This is a genomic window from Mesorhizobium sp. WSM4935, assembly GCF_029625735.1.
Lineage (GTDB): Bacteria > Pseudomonadota > Alphaproteobacteria > Rhizobiales > Rhizobiaceae > Mesorhizobium.
Window position 1 is genome coordinate 95,528 of sequence record NZ_JARTVR010000006.1, and the last position, 16,517, is coordinate 112,044.

The 16,517-nt window shown below is 64.8% G+C and carries 18 protein-coding genes; 8 read left to right on the top strand and 10 right to left on the bottom strand.

Annotated features, from left to right (window positions below):
• Positions 1 to 122 precede the first annotated feature (122 nt).
• The 4 genes from P9273_RS16450 to P9273_RS16465 all read left to right on the top strand — a co-directional run bounded on the left by P9273_RS16450 (position 123) and on the right by P9273_RS16465 (position 2,486).
• The gene (locus P9273_RS16450) at positions 123 to 1,028 is read left to right on the top strand and encodes a bestrophin family protein (RefSeq protein ID WP_278049863.1); all 906 of its coding nucleotides are present in this window, start codon (positions 123 to 125) and stop codon (positions 1,026 to 1,028) included.
• 110 nt (positions 1,029 to 1,138) lie between these two features.
• Positions 1,139 to 1,549, top strand: a complete 411-nt coding sequence (locus P9273_RS16455) for a DoxX family protein (RefSeq protein WP_278049864.1) — start codon at positions 1,139 to 1,141, stop codon at positions 1,547 to 1,549.
• Between the two features lie 44 nt (positions 1,550 to 1,593).
• A complete protein-coding gene (locus P9273_RS16460) occupies positions 1,594 to 2,076 on the top strand; it encodes an SRPBCC family protein (RefSeq protein WP_442920229.1) in 483 nt (160 codons plus the stop codon).
• 146 nt (positions 2,077 to 2,222) lie between these two features.
• Positions 2,223 to 2,486: a glycine zipper domain-containing protein gene (locus P9273_RS16465; protein WP_278049865.1), complete on the top strand. Its 264-nt coding sequence runs from the start codon at positions 2,223 to 2,225 to the stop codon at positions 2,484 to 2,486.
• 66 nt (positions 2,487 to 2,552) lie between these two features.
• Here P9273_RS16465 and rpsP read toward each other — a convergent pair whose 3' ends face one another.
• From rpsP to P9273_RS16490, 5 genes are all read right to left on the bottom strand, one after another.
• Entirely contained in the window at positions 2,553 to 2,954 is a 402-nt protein-coding gene (rpsP, locus tag P9273_RS16470) for a 30S ribosomal protein S16 (RefSeq protein WP_278049866.1), read from the bottom strand.
• 56 nt (positions 2,955 to 3,010) lie between these two features.
• Positions 3,011 to 3,337, bottom strand: coding sequence for a chorismate mutase (locus P9273_RS16475; RefSeq protein ID WP_041000445.1), 327 nt, complete (start codon positions 3,335 to 3,337; stop codon positions 3,011 to 3,013).
• A 7-nt stretch (positions 3,338 to 3,344) separates the two neighbouring features.
• Positions 3,345 to 4,937, bottom strand: coding sequence for a signal recognition particle protein (gene ffh / locus P9273_RS16480; protein WP_278049867.1), 1,593 nt, complete (start codon positions 4,935 to 4,937; stop codon positions 3,345 to 3,347).
• A gap of 284 nt (positions 4,938 to 5,221) precedes the next feature.
• Positions 5,222 to 6,172 (bottom strand): CPBP family intramembrane glutamic endopeptidase, encoded by a 951-nt coding sequence (locus P9273_RS16485; RefSeq protein WP_278049868.1) that lies wholly within the window; start codon positions 6,170 to 6,172, stop codon positions 5,222 to 5,224.
• 144 nt (positions 6,173 to 6,316) lie between these two features.
• Positions 6,317 to 6,922 carry a DUF1236 domain-containing protein gene (locus P9273_RS16490; RefSeq protein WP_041000439.1) on the bottom strand — a complete coding sequence of 202 codons (606 nt, stop codon included), beginning with the start codon at positions 6,920 to 6,922 and terminating at the stop codon, positions 6,317 to 6,319.
• Positions 6,923 to 7,361: 439 nt separating this feature from the next.
• Between P9273_RS16490 and P9273_RS16495 the strand changes: the two genes are divergently transcribed.
• Positions 7,362 to 8,165 carry a lytic murein transglycosylase gene (locus tag P9273_RS16495; protein WP_278049869.1) on the top strand — a complete coding sequence of 268 codons (804 nt, stop codon included), beginning with the start codon at positions 7,362 to 7,364 and terminating at the stop codon, positions 8,163 to 8,165.
• An 82-nt stretch (positions 8,166 to 8,247) separates the two neighbouring features.
• Here the strand turns inward: P9273_RS16495 and P9273_RS16500 are convergent, their stop codons facing one another.
• Positions 8,248 to 8,835, bottom strand: coding sequence for a hypothetical protein (locus P9273_RS16500; RefSeq protein ID WP_278049870.1), 588 nt, complete (start codon positions 8,833 to 8,835; stop codon positions 8,248 to 8,250).
• A 143-nt stretch (positions 8,836 to 8,978) separates the two neighbouring features.
• Positions 8,979 to 10,202, bottom strand: coding sequence for an argininosuccinate synthase (locus P9273_RS16505; protein ID WP_278049871.1), 1,224 nt, complete (start codon positions 10,200 to 10,202; stop codon positions 8,979 to 8,981).
• Between the two features lie 187 nt (positions 10,203 to 10,389).
• Here P9273_RS16505 and P9273_RS16510 point away from each other — a divergent pair, with 187 nt between their 5' ends.
• A complete protein-coding gene (locus tag P9273_RS16510; RefSeq protein ID WP_278049872.1) occupies positions 10,390 to 11,031 on the top strand; it encodes a LysE family translocator in 642 nt (213 codons plus the stop codon).
• A gap of 13 nt (positions 11,032 to 11,044) precedes the next feature.
• Here the strand turns inward: P9273_RS16510 and P9273_RS16515 are convergent, their stop codons facing one another.
• From P9273_RS16515 to P9273_RS16525, 3 genes are all read right to left on the bottom strand, one after another.
• Positions 11,045 to 11,512: a hypothetical protein gene (locus P9273_RS16515; RefSeq protein WP_278049873.1), complete on the bottom strand. Its 468-nt coding sequence runs from the start codon at positions 11,510 to 11,512 to the stop codon at positions 11,045 to 11,047.
• Positions 11,509 to 12,741 (bottom strand): 23S rRNA (adenine(2503)-C(2))-methyltransferase RlmN, encoded by a 1,233-nt coding sequence (rlmN, locus tag P9273_RS16520; RefSeq protein WP_278049874.1) that lies wholly within the window; start codon positions 12,739 to 12,741, stop codon positions 11,509 to 11,511. Before rlmN ends, P9273_RS16515 begins: the two co-directional genes overlap by 4 nt.
• A 146-nt stretch (positions 12,742 to 12,887) precedes the next feature.
• A complete protein-coding gene (locus P9273_RS16525) occupies positions 12,888 to 14,318 on the bottom strand; it encodes a DHA2 family efflux MFS transporter permease subunit (protein WP_278049875.1) in 1,431 nt (476 codons plus the stop codon).
• A 310-nt stretch (positions 14,319 to 14,628) separates the two neighbouring features.
• On the opposite strand from P9273_RS16525, the gene P9273_RS16530 reads away from it, so the two are divergent.
• Both P9273_RS16530 and P9273_RS16535 read left to right on the top strand, forming a co-directional pair.
• A complete protein-coding gene (locus tag P9273_RS16530; protein WP_278049876.1) occupies positions 14,629 to 14,928 on the top strand; it encodes a hypothetical protein in 300 nt (99 codons plus the stop codon).
• 180 nt (positions 14,929 to 15,108) lie between these two features.
• A complete protein-coding gene (locus P9273_RS16535) occupies positions 15,109 to 16,461 on the top strand; it encodes a chloride channel protein (protein ID WP_278049877.1) in 1,353 nt (450 codons plus the stop codon).
• Positions 16,462 to 16,517 lie beyond the last annotated feature (56 nt).

Here is a 16,517-nt window from a genome sequence, read left to right on the forward strand (position 1 = left end):
CTCGACAGTCCTGCTCGAAACGTCAACGGTCCGGCGCCTGGACGACATGGCGATGTCGCTGGCGGCTGAGCCGCAAACCCGTTATCGCCGTAGAGACATAACGGCTCGCAAAGGTTCACCCGATGATCGTCCGCCCGCGCCCGACATTCCTGCAGCTGTTCTTCATCATGCGCGGCTCGGTGGTGCCGCGCATCCTGCCTCAGATTTTCGGCTTCGCCCTCTATTCGACGATCATCCTGCTGCTCGCGCGGCACTTCCAGCTCGATCTCAGCGCCTTCAGCATCGCGCCTTTCGGGCTCGTAGGCGTGACGCTGTCGATCTACCTGTCGTTCCGCAACAACGCCGCCTATGACCGCTGGTGGGAGGCGCGCAAGCTCTGGGGCGCGCTGGTTTTCGAGATCCGCAATCTGGCGCGCGCCACCACCGGCCTGATCGGCGACCGCGCCGAGCAGCGCGCGCTTCTAATGGAAGCGCTTGCCTTCTGCCATCTCCTGCGCGGGCAATTGCGCCTGATCGACAGCACAAAGGACGCGCGCACTTTCATCGGCGACGAGGTCGACACGGCCGCCGCCCGCACCAACCCGGCCGACGACATGGTCCGCCGCATGGGCCGGCGCGCCAATGCGCGGCGCGAGGCAGGCGCGCTCGATCCGATCGGCTTCCGCATCCTCGATGAAAGGCTGGCCGCGATCGCCGCCATCCAGGCCGGCTGCGAGCGGATCGCCGGCACGCCCTTGCCCTTCGCCTATACGCTCCTGGTGCACCGCACGGCCTATGTCGTCTGCCTGCTCCTGCCGATCGGCCTGATCTCGACCACGGGCTGGGCGACGCCCCTGTTCACGGCGCTGATCGCCTACACCTTCTTCGGCCTCGACGCGCTGTCGGAAGAGCTCGAGGACCCGTTCGGCATCGAGGCCAACGACCTCGCGCTGGACGGGCTCTGCCGCGTTTGCGAGATCTCCGTGTTCGAGGCGCTGGACGAAACGCCGCCGAAGATGATCGCGGCCGATAAATTTTACTTCTCGTAACCACAGGCGCCCGAGGATGACGAAGGCGTGTAGGATCGCGGCATGTTCCTCCGTCCTTGGATCGAACCCGGCAAACAGCCGGCATTCGAAACCGTCAGGAGGGAACATCCATGAGCCTTTCCGAAGCCGTGCCTGTCTCGAACGGCGCCTTGTGGACGGGGCGCGCGCTCAGCGCCGTCGTCGTGCTGTTCATGATCTTCGATGGCGTCATCAAGCTGCCGCCGCTGGATATCGTCACCCGGACGATGACCGAACTCGGCTGGCCGGCGGACGCCAATGTCGCGCGCCTGATCGGGGCCGTCGGGCTGATCTCGACCGCGCTTTATGCCATCCCGCGCACCTCGGTGCTCGGCGCCATCCTGCTTACCGCCTATATGGGCGGCGCGATTTCGACCCATGTGCGGATCGGTAACCCGCTGTTCTCGCACACGCTGTTCGGCGTCTATCTCGGCATTATCCTGTGGGGCGGGCTCTATCTGCGCGACGCGAGGGTGCGCGCGTTGATTCCGTTCTCACGATAGGGGGAGAAAATGCTCACCAACATCTAGCCGTCGCCATCGCCGCCGTGCTCGTCTATGCCGCGACACGGCCGAACGACTTCGTCGTCTCACGCTCGGCCGGCATCAAGGCGCCGGCCGAGGCGATCTTCCCACTGATCAACGATTTCCGGCGCTGGCAGGAATGGTCGCCCTTCGAAAAACTCGACCCTGGGATGCAGCGCACGCTGTCCGGCGCCGACAGCGGCAAGGGCGCGGTCTATGCCTGGGAAGGCAATTCCAAGGCCGGCAAGGGCCGCATGGAGATCACAAATTCGGTGCCGTCGTCGCAGGTCGCGCTCAAGCTCGATTTCGAAAAGCCGTTCCGAGCCAACAATACGGTCGACTTCTGGCTCTCGCCGACCGGCGAGTTCACCACGGTCACCTGGGCAATGCGCGGCGCAAGGCCCTTCATCGTCAAGCTGATGGGCCTGTTCATGAATTTCGATGCGCTGATCGGCAGGGATTTCGAGGCCGGGCTCGACAATCTGAGGCGCCTCGCCGAGCGCTGAAAGCCTGTTTATTTCAATCACCTGACGGCAGTTGCTGCGTCATTGACCGCCCCAAGCCGGCCAATCTTCGTTGTTCCAGGGATCAAATTAGCCGTCTGCGAGTTTAGAGCATGGCGGCGAGGACGGCGCTTGAGAGAGGAACAGCAATGAAGAAAGCAATTACCATCCTGGTGCTGACGGTGGCCCTTGGCGCCTGCTCGCAAACGGAAAAGGGCGCGGCGGTCGGCGGCTTGGGCGGCGCGGCGGTCGGTGCGGCCGTCGCCAATGACCCGGTCGAGGGCGCAGTGGTCGGCGGCGCGGTCGGCGCAGTGGCCGGCGCGCTGATCGGCCATGCCAGCGAAAGCGGCAAGTGCCGCTATCGCGACCGCTCTGGCCGCGTTTACATCGCAAGATGCCCGTCGGGATATTGAGGCGGCAAGCCGACAAAGAAAAACGGCGGGCCTGGGCCCGCCGTTTTTTGTAAACGAAAGCCGTGATTACTCGGCGCTGGCGGCTTCAGCCTCGGCCGGCGCCGCGGTCGCAGCGGCAGCCGCCGCAGCGGCGTCTTCCTGCGCCTTCTTCAACAGGGCGGCGCGTTCCTGCGCCTTCTTGCCGGGCAGGGCCTTGGTCGGGTTCGAGCGGGCTTCGCGCTTGGCGATGCCGGCTTCGTCGAGGAAGCGCAGCACACGGTCGGTCGGCTGGGCGCCGTGCGACAGCCAGTGCTTGACGCGGTCGGCGTCGACCTTGACGCGCTCGGCGTCCTTCGGCAACAGCGGGTTCCAGGAACCCAGGGCCTCGATGAAACGGCCGTCGCGCGGCGAACGGGCGTCCGCAACGACGACGTGGTAGTAAGGACGCTTCTTCGAGCCCGCACGGGCCAGTCTGATCTTCAGTGCCATTCTTTATCTCCTAAAAGCTCTGATTTCGTTTGATGTTGTGGCTTCGGCTGATGCTGTTAGCCGGCTTTGGCAGCGCCGTTGTTGGCGGCGATCTGTTCGTGATGCCGGATGACTTCACGGACGACGAAGTTCAGGAACTTCTCCGCGAAATCCGGATCGAGGTTCGCATCCTTCGCCAGCTGGCGAAGGCGGGCGATCTGCTGCTGCTCGCGCGCCGGATCGGCGGGCGGCAGGCCATGCTCGGCCTTGAGCACGCCGACCGCCTTGGTGCAGCGGAAGCGCTCGGCCAGCATATGGATGAGGGCGGCGTCGATGTTGTCGATCGAAGCGCGGTAGCCGGCCAGGATGGCGCGTGCGTCGGCCATGTCTTTCTCCTCGTTCATCGCCCCCTCACTTCTTCTTGCCGAGGCCAGGGAGCCCGCCGCCGCCCAGACCGGGAAGACCCGGAAGCTTCATACCGCCGGGCAGGCCCGGCAGTCCGCCACCGCCGGGAAGTCCACCGGGCAAGCCGCCCGGCAGGCCCTTGCCGAGACCGGCGGCTTGCGCCTGCTTCTGCAGGGCCTCGAGCTGCTTGGGATCCATCTTCGACAGGTCGGGCATGCCGCCGCCCGGCATCATGCCGCCAAGGCCCATCTTCGAGGCAAGGCCGCCCATCATGCCGCGCATGAGGCCGCCGCCTTTGCCCTTGCCGCCCATCGCCTTCATCATGTCGGCCATGCCGCGATGCATCTTCAAGAGCTTGTTGATCTCGGCAGCATCGGTGCCGGAGCCAGCGGCGATGCGCTTCTTGCGCGAGTGCTTCAGGATGTCGGGGTTCGCGCGCTCGGCCTTGGTCATCGAGGAGATGATGGCGAGCTGGCGGCGGAACATCTTGTCGTCGAAGCCGGCGGCGGCGAGCTGGTCCTTCATCTTGCCCATGCCGGGCATCATGCCCATGATGCCGCCCATGCCGCCCATCTTCGACATCTGCTGAAGCTGCTGGGCAAGGTCGTTCAGGTCGAACTTGCCCGACTGCATCTTCTTCGCCATCGCCGCCGCCTGCTCGGCGTCGATGGTCTCGGCAGCCTTCTCGACCAGGCTGACAATGTCGCCCATGCCGAGGATGCGGTCGGCGATGCGCTTGGGGTGGAATTCCTCCAGCCCGTCCATCTTCTCGCCGGTGCCGATGAGCTTGATCGGCTTGCCGGTGACGGCGCGCATCGAAAGCGCCGCACCACCGCGGCCGTCGCCGTCCATGCGGGTGAGCACCAGGCCGGTGATGCCGACGCGCTCGTCGAAGCTTTTCGCCAAGTTCACGGCATCCTGGCCGGTCAGCGAGTCGGCGACCAGCAGGATTTCGTGCGGGCTCGACACCTTCTTGATGTCGGCCATCTCGACCATCAGCGGCTCGTCGATATGGGTACGGCCGGCGGTGTCGAGGATGACCACGTCATGGCCGCCGAGCCTGGCGGCCTGCACGGCGCGCCTGGCGATGTCGACCGGGCTCTGGCCGGCGATGATCGGCAGGGTCGCGACCTTGGTCTGCTCGCCAAGCTGGCGCAGCTGCTCTTGCGCGGCAGGCCGCCGCGTGTCGAGCGAGGCCATCAGGACCTTCTTGTTCTGCCGCTCGGTCAGCCGCTTGGCGATCTTGGCCGAGGTGGTCGTCTTGCCGGAGCCCTGCAGGCCGACCATCATGACGACGACGGGCGCCGGCGCGTTGAGATCGATGGCGACGCCTTCGGCGCCGAGCATCTCGACCAGCTCGTCATGGACGATCTTGACGACCATCTGTCCGGGCTTGATCGACTTCAGCACCGCGGCGCCGACCGCCTTCTCACGCACCTTGTCGGTGAAGGAGCGAACCACTTCCAGCGCGACATCGGCCTCGAGCAGCGCGCGGCGCACCTCGCGAAGTGCCGCCGAGACATCCGCCTCGGATAGCGCGCCGCGGCCGGTCAGGCCGTTCAGGATGGAGCCAAGACGCTCCTGGAGGGATTCAAACATCTGCGGTCCTTGATCTCGGTGGGTTCGACCGAGAGGTAGTGCGTTCGCACCGGGTCGCCAAGCAAAAGCGCAAAGCCAAAAAGCACCCGGGGGCGCATCGCGCTGCCGGGTGTTGGCCTCCGGGATCTCTTTACAGCACTGGCCTCAAAGAGGCTTCGGCGTCCTGGTCGGCTTTCGCGAAAGGTTACTCGTCGCGGAATTCGAGGCGTCTAGAACAGGAAATCGGCCGTGGAGTCAAGGCTTGGGCCCAAACCTAGGCCAAAACGCCGCGATTTGGGGATCGCTCAGCCCAGGCTTTGCGTGCTCGTCCCGACCCGGAGCGGCGAGCGCCGGTGTAAAAGCAAAAGCATCGTCAGAAGCGTGCTGACGACGCCGATCGCGGCGATGAGCACTGCGTCCAGATTGCTCCAGCCTGGACCTTCGAGCGGCTTGGCGTTGAGCAGAGCGAAGCCATTATAGCCTTCCTGATGCGAGATCAGCAGGAAACCGGTGAGATTGTTGCCGAGATGAGCGCCGAAACCGGCGCCCAGATTGCCGGTGACATAGACGAGCAGCGTCAGCAGCAGCGCAAAGGTGCCGATCGAGATGAAGACACTGGCATTGATGGCCAGCGTCGAGGCCGAGTTCCAGTGCAGCGACGTGAACAGCAGGCCCGGCAGCACCGCCCAGACCAGCGGGCTCCTGAAGCGACAGGCGAGGCCGCGCAGCAGATAGCCGCGAAACAGCATTTCCTCCGACGAGGTCTGCAGGAAAGCGAGCAGCACGATCGGAACAAGGAAGAGCAGCCAGGACGACAACGCGATCGGTCCGCGCGCGATCTCCGGCTGCAGCCCATAGAGCAGTACCTCCGAAAACAGCGAGGTGATCAGCACCGCGACCAGGCCCTTGAGGAAATCCGAGCCGGCGATGCGGCGGGTGACGCCGAAGAGGGCGGACAGCGGCTCGCCATGCAGGAAGCGCATCGCCACCCAGAGGCCGATCCAGATGCCGGCGAAGGAGGTCAGGGCGCTCAAGATTCCGACGGGCGATGCCAGGAAATCCTGCATGTACTGTCCGGTCGACGGTCCGGGAAGGCGCCAGACGATATAGACATAGGTGCCGGCAAACAGCACGAGAGCCGTCATCGCCATCCAGAAGGCGACGACGATTGCCGTGCCGAAGAACAGGCGCGGCAAATTGGTCTTTTCGTTCGGCGAGCGGCGATAGCCCTCGAAGGCGGCATTCTCGATCGTCACGCGGCTCCCCTGCCGGAGGCTTAGGCTGAATGAAATAGGAGATCGGTGGTTACCGCGCGATTACCGCCACGGGGGTTGCCGTATGCCGAGTGAAAAACGGCCGCCATCGCTGGCGGCCGCTCTTCTCACGACGATAAAGCCCGATCAGCGCATCACATAGACGATGCGCCGCGTGCCGGGGTCGACCAGCGCCGGCTGGTTGTTCACATAGACGTAACGATACCGATAATCGGGGATCTCGCGCAGCTCGACCGTGTCGGGCAGCGTGGCGCCGGTCACCACCTCGCCTTCGAGATAGACCGGATCGACCCGGTGCGTCGTGACATAGGTGCCGACCTCGGCCGGCGGTCTGCCGATCGACTCGATGGCGTCGTCGCTCGAAACGATGGCGCCGGTGTAGCTGCCCGTAGTGTAGAGATCATCGGTCGGCGGCGCCACCACGGCGATATCGGCGTCGGCCGGGCGGCGGGTCACGACGACGCGGCTGCCGCCGAAATCGCCCGTCACATAGTCGGAATAGACCCAGCCCTTGCCGCCGGCTTCGGCGATCGTGCACCATTTGCTGCCTTGGATGCAGCCATTGAGCGTGGCCGACTGGCCGGCGGCCAGCACGCCGATGACAGGATATTGCGGACCGGGGCCGGCGCGAACGTTCAGATCCGTCACCGCCTGGACGGGGGTATCGGCGAAAGCGGCGCCCGAGACAGTGAGCAGCGCACCGGCCAGCGCCGGAAACAAGACGCGTTTCATGGTTTTTCTCTCCGTTTTCAACGCTCCCTCGGGCTTGGAAACGAGACAGAGGCTTATGCGTTCCGGCTAAAGTCCTTTTTCGCCCGCTCACGAATTGTTCCCCGGTTTTTCGCCGGTCCGGTCAAAGGCGCGCGAGCAGGCTTGAGCCTCTCCAGGCTCCCGACGACATTCCCGGGCATTTCGCCGCGTATGAAGAACGGGCAAAGGGCCGGGCGCTCGAAGCGCTTTGCGCCGCAAAACCGTGGAACCGGCGCCCAAGAGCCACGACAGTCCGCGTTCTCCATGCGGCAAGCACGCCACACCTGCCCCTAGATCGTCGGCAAATTGCCCTTCTTTCGCCCGTGTCGGATGCCACGTCCCCCGCGGGGGCGGTGACAACCCGGCGTTTCGCTGGCAAATTCGCAACCGGGACGTGATTCAAGGCAACCAGGAGAAGGACATGGCATTTTTTGCCAAAGGAAGGATTTTCGCGGCCGCCGCGGCGGTGGTGGCGATGCTTGGGCTGGCGACGGGGGCCGAGGCCGCGGCCAGCTGCGGCAAGACCGGCGCCGGCTTCGACGCCTGGAAGCAGGACTTTGCCGCCGAGGCCAAAGCCAACGGCGTCGGCCAAAGGGGACTTTCGGCGCTGGCCGGGGCAACCTACGCGACAAGGACGATCGCCGCCGACCGGGCCATCCATAAGGCGTTCAGCGGCTCGGTGGAGGCGTTCATGAAACGCCGCGGCGCGTCCGCCATCATCTCGAGAGGCCGCGCGCTGAAGAAGGCGAATGCGGCGATGTTCGCCGATATCGAGCGGACGTATGGCGTGCCGCCGGGCGTGCTGCTCGCCATCTGGGGCATGGAAACCGGCTTCGGCGCCTCGATGGGCAACCAGAACACGATCTCGGCCATCCTGACCCTCGCCTATGACTGCCGCCGTCCCGAGTACTTTACCCCGCATGCCATCGCGGCGCTGAAGCTCGTCGATCGCGGCGCGCTGAGCGCCTCCTCGGTCGGCGCCATGCATGGCGAGATCGGCCACACGCAGTTCCTGCCCGGAAACGTGCTGAAATACGGCGTCGGCAGCGGCAATTTGCGCGACCGCAACACGGCCCTGGCCTCCACCGCCAACTATCTCAAGGCGCATGGCTGGCAGGCCGGCGCAAGCTACGAGGCCAATATGGGCGCCATCGCCGGCTGGAACTCAGCCAGCGTCTACCAGCAGGCTATCGCCCGCATCGCCGAGGCGATCGACGCGGACTGAGCGAATTTGCATTCACTGCAACAACCAGCCCGGCCAGTGTCGGGCTGTTTGTGGGAACTGGAGTTAATCCGGACCGGCCCTCTCAATAATGGGCGTAGCCGCTCAACGGGCATTTCTGGGAAATGGGGACCTGGAAGGTGCCGTCAATTCCAGTGCAATTGCGGTACTTGGTCGACCGTGGCGCTGAGGCCGGTTTCGAACTGCGCCTGGTGTCTGCTTTTGTCGGCTGGTCGCCATGCGCATAGCCACTGAACGGACATCTCTGGGAAATCGGAACCTGGAATGCACCGTCAATGCCAGTGCAGTTGCGGTACCTGGACGACTGCGGCGCTGGGGCTCGCGTGACTGCAGCTGCCCTTGGCTTGCCCTTGATCACACTCCAGATTTCCGTCGGCTGGTTGAACTGAATGGCATTTAAGTCCGAGAAGCTGATGCGTCCGGTTCGCACGCCTTCGAAAATGCGCTGACAAAAAAGCGCTGGCATGCGGTCCAATGACACGCCCATGAATGACGCGAGCTGATGCTTGACCGTGAGATCCCAGACACGAGCCGAGGCAACACATTTGGCCATGTTTGGTTCTGAGGGCTTGCTGCCCGCAATGGCCACCTGACATGCGATTGAGATTACTGCTGCGGTCAGCAGCAAAATAATTCGATTCTTCAAATCCACCCCCCTGTCCCGCGAGCAAAGTAGCCCATATCGCGAGCAGGTCAATAGTATGAGGGCGGTACCAATACCTCTTATATTAGCGTACAAAAATAAAACCCGGCGTTTCCGCCGGGTCATCCGATGGCAGCTGTATCGGCAAAATATCAGTGTTTACGATTGCGCGCCGCAAGCGTCCTCAGCCTCAGGCCATTGAGCCGGATAAACCCTTCGGCGTCCTTCTGGTCGTAGGCGCCGCGGTCGTCCTCGAAGGTGACCAGCGCGTCGGAGTAAAGCGTCTTCTTCGACTTGCGGCCGGTGACGATGACATTGCCCTTGTAGAGCTTCAGCCGCACCGTTCCCTCGACGTCTTCCTGGCTCTTGTCGATCATCGCCTGCAGCATCACGCGCTCGGGCGCGAACCAGAAGCCGTTATAGATGAGCTCGGCATAGCGCGGCATGAACTCGTCCTTGAGGTGCGCAGCGCCCCGGTCGAGCGTGATCGATTCGATGGCGCGATGCGCGGCGATCAGTATGGTGCCGCCGGGGGTCTCGTATACGCCGCGCGACTTCATGCCGACAAAGCGGTTCTCGACCAGGTCGAGGCGGCCGATGCCGTTGTCGCGGCCGAGGTCGTTCAGCGCCGCCAGCATATTGGCCGGGGACAGCTTCTTGCCGTTGAGCGCGACCGGATCGCCCTTCAGGAATTCGATCTCGATCTCGGTGACCACATCAGGCGCGTCCATCGGCGAAACGGTGCGCTGATGCACGAATTCCGGCGGCTCGCTCCACGGGTCCTCCAGCACCTTGCCCTCGGAGGAGGAGTGCAGAAGGTTGGCGTCGACCGAGAAGGGTGCCTCGCCGCGCTTGTCCTTCGGCACCGGGATCTGGTGCTGCTCGGCGAAGTTGAGAAGGTCGGTGCGCGACTTGAACGACCAGTCGCGCCACGGCGCGATGACCTTGATGTCCGGGTTGAGCGCGTAAGCCGACAATTCGAAGCGGACCTGGTCATTGCCCTTGCCGGTGGCACCGTGCGCGATGGCGTCGGCGCCGGTCTCCTTGGCGATCTCGACCAGGTGCTTCGAGATCAGCGGCCGGGCGATCGAGGTGCCGAGCAGATAGGTGCCTTCATAGACGGCGTTGGCGCGGAACATCGGGAAGACGAAGTCGGCGACGAATTCCTCGCGCACGTCGACGATGCGGATGTCCTTGATGCCCATCATCTCGGCCTTGCGGCGCGCCGGCTCCAGCTCGCCGCCCTGGCCTAGATCGGCGGTGAAGGTGACGACCTCGGCGCCGAGCTCGGTCTGCAGCCACTTCAGGATGATGGAGGTGTCGAGGCCGCCGGAATAGGCGAGCACGACTTTCTTGACGTTCTTGGTCTTGGACATTTTTGGCGGTTCCGCGGGAAAAGAGCTTCGCGGGCGAGGTATCACGGCCTTTCCGGGCGGCGCAAGAGACGAAGCTGCGCCTCGCCATAGCACAGGCTGGGCCAGATGTTTGCTCCGGCAGGGGCTGGCGAGGGAAAAAACGCCGCGCTATAGGCAGTGCGATCCAGTCCGAGGCGACCCCCCCCCCATGTCCTTCATTCCCGACACTTCGACGCTCATCCAGTTCGCCATCGCCACCGTCATCCTGGCGATCACGCCGGGGCCGGACATGACGCTGTTCGTCTCGCGCACGCTGAGCCAGGGCCGCGCCACCGGCTTCGCCTCGATGGCCGGCGCGCTCTGCGGCACGCTCATCCACACCACGCTGGTGGTGGTCGGCATCTCGGCGCTGATCGTCGCCTCGCCGATGGCCTTCTTCGCCTTGAAGATCTTCGGCGCCGGCTATCTGGTGTTCCTGGCCTGGCAGGCGGTCGCCAAGGGCTCGGCCTTCTCGCCGGAAAAGAGGACGGGACCGCAAGTCTCCTTGTTCCGCAGCTGGGCGGCCGGGCTCGGCGTCAACCTGCTCAACCCGAAGATCATCCTGTTCTTCATGACCTTCCTGCCGCAATTCGTCTCCGCGCACGATCCGAACGCATCCGGAAAACTGTTCTTTCTCGGCATGATGTTCATCGTGCTGTCGATCCCGGTGACGGCGCCGATGGTGCTGGCGGCGGAAAAGTTCTCGGCGGCGATGAAGGCAAGCCCGCGTGTCACGCGCGTGGTCGATTACCTGTTCGGCGGCGTGTTCTCGGCTTTCGCGCTGAAGATCCTGACCGCGCAGGCGAGATAGGCTCACGCGGAGGTCAGGATTCCAGATCGGGCAGCGCCTCGCGGCGCCAGCTCCCGGCCCAGCGGCCGGCGGAGAGCCAGTAGAAGATGCCGCCGACCATGCCGCAGCCGATCACGGCCAATCTGGCGTTGGTCGCGGTGACATCGAAATTGGCGTCGCCCACGCTATGGACGAAGCCGAGAAAGACGACGGCGATGACGGCGCCGCCAAGCGCGTAGAACAGCCAGTCGCGCCGGCCGAGCACTTCGGCGATCAAAATGACGACCGCCGCCGGCATGAAGGCGAAATAGGCGACGAACAGCGCCACGAAAGGCACCGAGAAATAAAGCGAGGCGGTCGCCGTCGGCTCGGGATCGGCGGGCGTGTAGCCGAGATGCGCCAGGACCAGGATGTTGAGGAAGGCGCTCGCCGCCAGCGAGGCGACGACATAGCCGACCAGGATGACGGCAAAGCGGATGAGATAGGCGACGATGCGCCTCACGCCTCGCCGTGTCCCGCGATCATCATGGCTTCCAGCGCCAGGCGGTCCACCTTGCGCATGCGTTCCGATTCCGATTTCAGCTGGCCGCAGGCGGCGAGGATGTCGCGGCCCCGCGGCGTGCGGATCGGCGAGGCGTAGCCGGCATTGTTTATGTAGTCGGCAAACTTCTCGATCGTCTCCCAGTCCGAGCACTGGTAGTTGGTGCCGGGCCACGGGTTGAACGGGATCAAATTGATCTTGGCCGGAATGCCCTTCAAGAGCTTAACCAGCGCCTTGGCGTCTTCCAAGGAATCGTTGACGTCCTTCAGCATCACATATTCGAAGGTGATGCGCTTGGCGTTGGAGAGGCCCGGATAGGCCTTGCAGGCGGCGATCAGCTCCTTCAACGGGAACTTCTTGTTGATCGGCACCAGCAGGTCGCGCAGGTCGTCATTGGTGGCATGCAGCGAGATCGCCAGCATGACGCCGATCTCCTCGCCGGTGCGGGCGATCTCCGGCACCACGCCCGAGGTCGATAGCGTGATGCGGCGCTTCGACAGGGAAAGTCCGTCGCCGTCGGAAGCGATCAGCAGCGCCTTCTTCACCGCCTCGAAATTATAGAGCGGCTCGCCCATGCCCATCATGACGATGTTGGAAACCTTGCGGCCCTCGGCCGGCACGATGGCGCCGTCCGGCGTGTCGCGGTCGGGGAAATCGCCCAGCCGGTCGCGCGCGGTGAGCAGCTGCGCCAGGATCTCTTCCGTCGTCAGATTGCGCACCAGCTTCTGCGTACCGGTGTGGCAGAAGGAGCAGGTCAGCGTGCAGCCGACCTGCGAGGAGATGCAGAGCGTGCCGCGGCCTTCCTCGGGAATGTAGACGGTCTCGATCTCGACGGGACGGCCGGCGCCGCGCGGCGGAAAGCGGAACAGCCATTTGCGCGTGCCGTCGGAGGAGATCTGCTCCTCGACGATCTCCGGCCGCGCGACGGTGAAATGCTTGTCGAGCGCGGCGCGCAATTCCTTGGAGATGTTGAACATATGCGCGAAGTCGGAGACACCGCGCACATACATCCAGTGCCAGAGCTGCTGGGCGCGCATCCTGGCCTGGCGCTCCGGCACGATGCCGGCGGCAACCAGAGCCTCGCCGAGCTCGGCACGGGTCAGGCCGATCAGCGACGGCTTCTCGGCCGGTGCTGCGCGGCGCAAGGCGTCACGGGCGCCTTCGGCGGTAAGATCAAGCGAAACGGTCATGGTGGCGCCAATATAAGCGATTTGCGGCCGATTTCAGCACCGGCCCGCATGGGAAGCGCGGCGCATAGCACAGCTCGGCGCCGGAGTCATGCGCCGGCCTTTCCTTCTCACACAAGGGAGAAGGGGAGCTGCGACTGGCAACGGCCTTACCCTTGAGTATCCGTCCGCCGGCGATGGCCGCTGACCTGCTGGCCGTCTTCCGGATGCAGGAAGAAGAATCCCGGGATAGCAAGCAGCGGGATGACCGCCGTCAGCAGGAACGCCCAATGGAACTGACCCGCCGTCGGCGCATGGACCTCACCGGAGACGAGGCCCAGCACCATGGCGGCGATCGAGACGCCGAGCGAGACGCTGAGTTGCTGCAGAACGCCGCCCAGGCTGGTGGCGCGGCTGAGCTTCTCGGCCGGCAGGTCGGCATAGGAGAGCGTGTTGGACGACATGAACTGCGCCGAACGGACGATGCCGAAGAAAAAGACGTAGCAGCCGATCAGCCAATGCGGGGTGTCGGCATCGAGCAGGGCAAAGCCCGCCACGGCAACAGAGCCGACCACCGCACTGCCGCTCAGCACGGCCTTGAAGCCGAAGCGCCGCAGGAAGAACGACAGCAGCGGCCGCATCAGAAGCGCGCCGAAGCTGCCGACGAAGGTCAGCGAGCCGGACGTGACCGGGCTCATGCCGAAGCCGACCTGCAGCATCAGCGGCAACAGGAACGGCGCGCCGTTGAGGCCGATGCGGCACAGCCCCCCGGCCAGCGTGCCGACCCAGAAGGAGCGGAAGCGGAACAGCGTGAGATCGACCGCAGGTGCTTCGACGCGGCACGCATAGCGGCCGAAGGCGAAGAGCAGCAGGACCGATGCGGCCAAGACCAGCACGGTCGCCAGCGGCGAAATGACTGGCCTGCCGATATTCTCCAGGCCGAACTGCAGGAGTGCTGCGCCGGCGCCCACCATGAGGAAGCCGGCGAAGTCGAAAGGCTGAAGCTCCCCGCCATGGAAATCGTCGACGAAGCGCAGGGCGGCGAAAATGCCGATGAGGCCGAACGGCACGTTGACGTAGAAGATCCAGCGCCAGGAGGCATAGGTGGTCAAAAGGCCGCCGAGCAGCGGCCCGATGACGGGACCGATGATCGCCGGCAAGGTCATGTAGGTCATGGCGGTGATCAGCCCGCTGCGCGGAAAGGAGCGCAGCAGGATCAGCCGCCCGACCGGCGTCATCATGGCGCCGCCCAGCCCCTGCAGCGCGCGCATGGCAAGCAACATGCCGATGCTGTCCGCCACGCCGCACAGGACCGAGCCGAGGGTGAAGGTGAAGAGCGCCAGGGCGAAGATCTTGCGGGCGCCGAACCGGTCGGCGAACCAGCCGCTGACCGGAATGAACACGGCCAAGGTCAGGATGTAAGTGGCGATCGCCAAATTGAGGCGGACCGGGGTGGTGTCGAGGCTTTGCGCGATTGCCGGGATAGCGGTGGTGAGGATGGTGGAATCGAGCTGTTCCATCAGGAAGGCGATGGCGACGATCGCCGGGATGATCAGCTTCAGCCGCGGGTCGCGTTCTGTCGCAAAGAGTTGCTGTTCCAATTGTCCGCCAGTTCCGTCGCGCAGGAAGCGGTGGCCCGGTGCGAGCCGTCCGCGCTCAAGCCGGCGTCGATGTCATGCGGCCCAGCCGGCCCACCGCACCGGACTGCTTTATGTCCCGAGCCATGCGAAGCGGTAGCTATCGACTGGCACAGAGGTCAATAAATTTTGACCTTGGCCTGTGGCTGAACGTGACCGGCTGCCGCCATCTTCGGCTGAAAAATCGATCACATATTCGTGTTGGCGTAACCAATCGAAGCGCATCCGCGAACCGGAAGAGGGCGACCATGCCCCTCAACAATGGGAGTTTCAGATGCACTCGATCAAGCTCGCACTCGTTGCCGGCCTCGCCGGTCTTTGCGCCTCGCAAGCCTTTGCCGAAGATACGATGGGCGCCATGACGATGATGAAGGGCGGGCAAGTCACCGCGATCATGCCGGACGGTCACATGGGCACCATGATGCCGGACGCCAAGATGAGCGCCGAAATGATGAAGATGGCGAAACCGATCAAGCATTGCATGATGATAATCACCGACGCCAAGGGCAAAGCCTACATGATCGATACGTCGACCAAGAAGGCCCAGGCCGAGTGTGAGAAAATGGCGATGTGACCTCGCCGAGCCTGCGTGCGGACCTCCCCGCCGGCCGGTATGCCGGCGGGGAGTTCGCCATCCGGCCGCATGTCCTTGAGCAGCGTTCCTCGACTTTGCTGGCATAGCGCCCGCCCCGCCCTCGCAGGGTTGATCGGCCCGGCAAGTGTGCTAGGGCGGGCAACCATCGCGAGGACGGTCATGGCCGGCATATCCCGAAAATACCGTATGCTGCGGCGTTCACGCGCCATGTGGGTGTCGCGGCGCGTCTGGCAGCCGCGTCTCGTCTTCTGGGCCGGCGCCATCTCGATCGGCCTGATCAGCGTCCTGTTCGCCCTGCTCGCCGACCGGGCGCAGGCCCTGTTCCATGTCATGACCGGTGGTGACGGCGGCTGGCGCTTCTATCTGCCCCTGATCGTGACGCCGCTCGGGTTCGTGCTCTGCGCCTGGCTGGCGCATGCCTTCTTCCCGGGATCGCAAGGCAGCGGCATTCCGCAGGCGATCGCGGCGCGGCATCTGCGCGACGAGGACGACCGCAGCCGCATCCTGTCGCTCAGACTGGTGGTGGGCAAGATCGCGCTCACCATCGTCGGCCTCGCCTGCGGCGCCTCGATCGGCCGCGAGGGCCCGACGGTGCAGGTCGGCGCCTCGGTGATGCTGCAGGCGGCGCGCTGGGGCGGCATGGCGCAGGCGCGCGGGCTGATCCTGGCCGGTTCCGCCGCCGGCATCGCCGCCGCCTTCAACACGCCGCTCGCGGGCATCGTCTTCGCCATCGAGGAAATGGGCCGCGCCTATGAAGCGCGCACCAACGGGCTGGTGCTGACGGCGGTGATCCTGGCCGGCCTCGCCTCGCTCGGATTGCTCGGCAACTACACCTATTTCGGTATCGCCAAGGATACGGTCGCCTTCGCCGCCGACTGGCCGCTGGTGCTCGCCTGCGGCATCATCGGCGGCGGTGTCGGCGCGCTGTTCTCGCTCTCGGCGCTGAAAGTCATGCGCCGCATCCGACGCTGGAACGCGCTGCAGCCGCTGCCGCGCGCGCTGGTCGTGGCGGCCATCTGCGGGCTCGCCGTGGCGGTGATCGGCGTCGCGTCCGGCGGGCTGACATTCGGCACCGGCTACGTGCAGGCGCGCGGCGCGATCGAAGGCACGCCGCTGCCGGCCTTTTTCTTCGTCGAGAAATTCGCAGCCGGCCTCTTGTCGATGGTGTCGGGCATTCCGGGCGGCCTGTTCGCGCCGTCGCTGGCGGTGGGCGCCGGCCTCGGCAGCACGCTCGGCCTTGTCTTCGGCACGGCCACGGGGACCGCGGCGCTGCTGGGCATGGCCGGCTACTTCGCCGGCGTCGTGCAGGCGCCGATGACGGCCTTCGTCATCATCCTCGAAATGACCGGCAACCATGACAATGTGATCGCGCTGATGTGCGCGGCGATGCTGGGCTACGGAACGGCGAGGCTGATTTCCAACGAACCGCTCTACCATGCGCTGTCGCGCGTCTTCATCGCCGAGGCGATCCGGCGGCGCAGGGCCGAAACGAGCGACGCGGTCAGGGCGTAGAGATCGCCGTTGCGAAGCCGTATGACCGTCATGCGGGTGGTGAAGGGAATTCAAAC

Excerpts from the sequence above, each read along its gene's own strand:
- P9273_RS16450 (WP_278049863.1), top strand. The coding sequence starts at position 123 with ATGATCGTCCGCCCGCGCCCGACATTCCTGCAGCTGTTCTTCATCATG.
- P9273_RS16455 (WP_278049864.1), top strand. The coding sequence starts at position 1,139 with ATGAGCCTTTCCGAAGCCGTGCCTGTCTCGAACGGCGCCTTGTGGACG.
- P9273_RS16465 (WP_278049865.1), top strand. The coding sequence starts at position 2,223 with ATGAAGAAAGCAATTACCATCCTGGTGCTGACGGTGGCCCTTGGCGCC.
- rpsP (WP_278049866.1), bottom strand. The coding sequence starts at position 2,954 with ATGGCACTGAAGATCAGACTGGCCCGTGCGGGCTCGAAGAAGCGTCCT.
- P9273_RS16475 (WP_041000445.1), bottom strand. The coding sequence starts at position 3,337 with ATGAACGAGGAGAAAGACATGGCCGACGCACGCGCCATCCTGGCCGGC.
- ffh (WP_278049867.1), bottom strand. The coding sequence starts at position 4,937 with ATGTTTGAATCCCTCCAGGAGCGTCTTGGCTCCATCCTGAACGGCCTG.
- P9273_RS16490 (WP_041000439.1), bottom strand. The coding sequence starts at position 6,922 with ATGAAACGCGTCTTGTTTCCGGCGCTGGCCGGTGCGCTGCTCACTGTC.
- P9273_RS16495 (WP_278049869.1), top strand. The coding sequence starts at position 7,362 with ATGGCATTTTTTGCCAAAGGAAGGATTTTCGCGGCCGCCGCGGCGGTG.
- P9273_RS16505 (WP_278049871.1), bottom strand. The coding sequence starts at position 10,202 with ATGTCCAAGACCAAGAACGTCAAGAAAGTCGTGCTCGCCTATTCCGGC.
- P9273_RS16510 (WP_278049872.1), top strand. The coding sequence starts at position 10,390 with ATGTCCTTCATTCCCGACACTTCGACGCTCATCCAGTTCGCCATCGCC.
- rlmN (WP_278049874.1), bottom strand. The coding sequence starts at position 12,741 with ATGACCGTTTCGCTTGATCTTACCGCCGAAGGCGCCCGTGACGCCTTG.
- P9273_RS16530 (WP_278049876.1), top strand. The coding sequence starts at position 14,629 with ATGCACTCGATCAAGCTCGCACTCGTTGCCGGCCTCGCCGGTCTTTGC.
- P9273_RS16535 (WP_278049877.1), top strand. The coding sequence starts at position 15,109 with ATGGCCGGCATATCCCGAAAATACCGTATGCTGCGGCGTTCACGCGCC.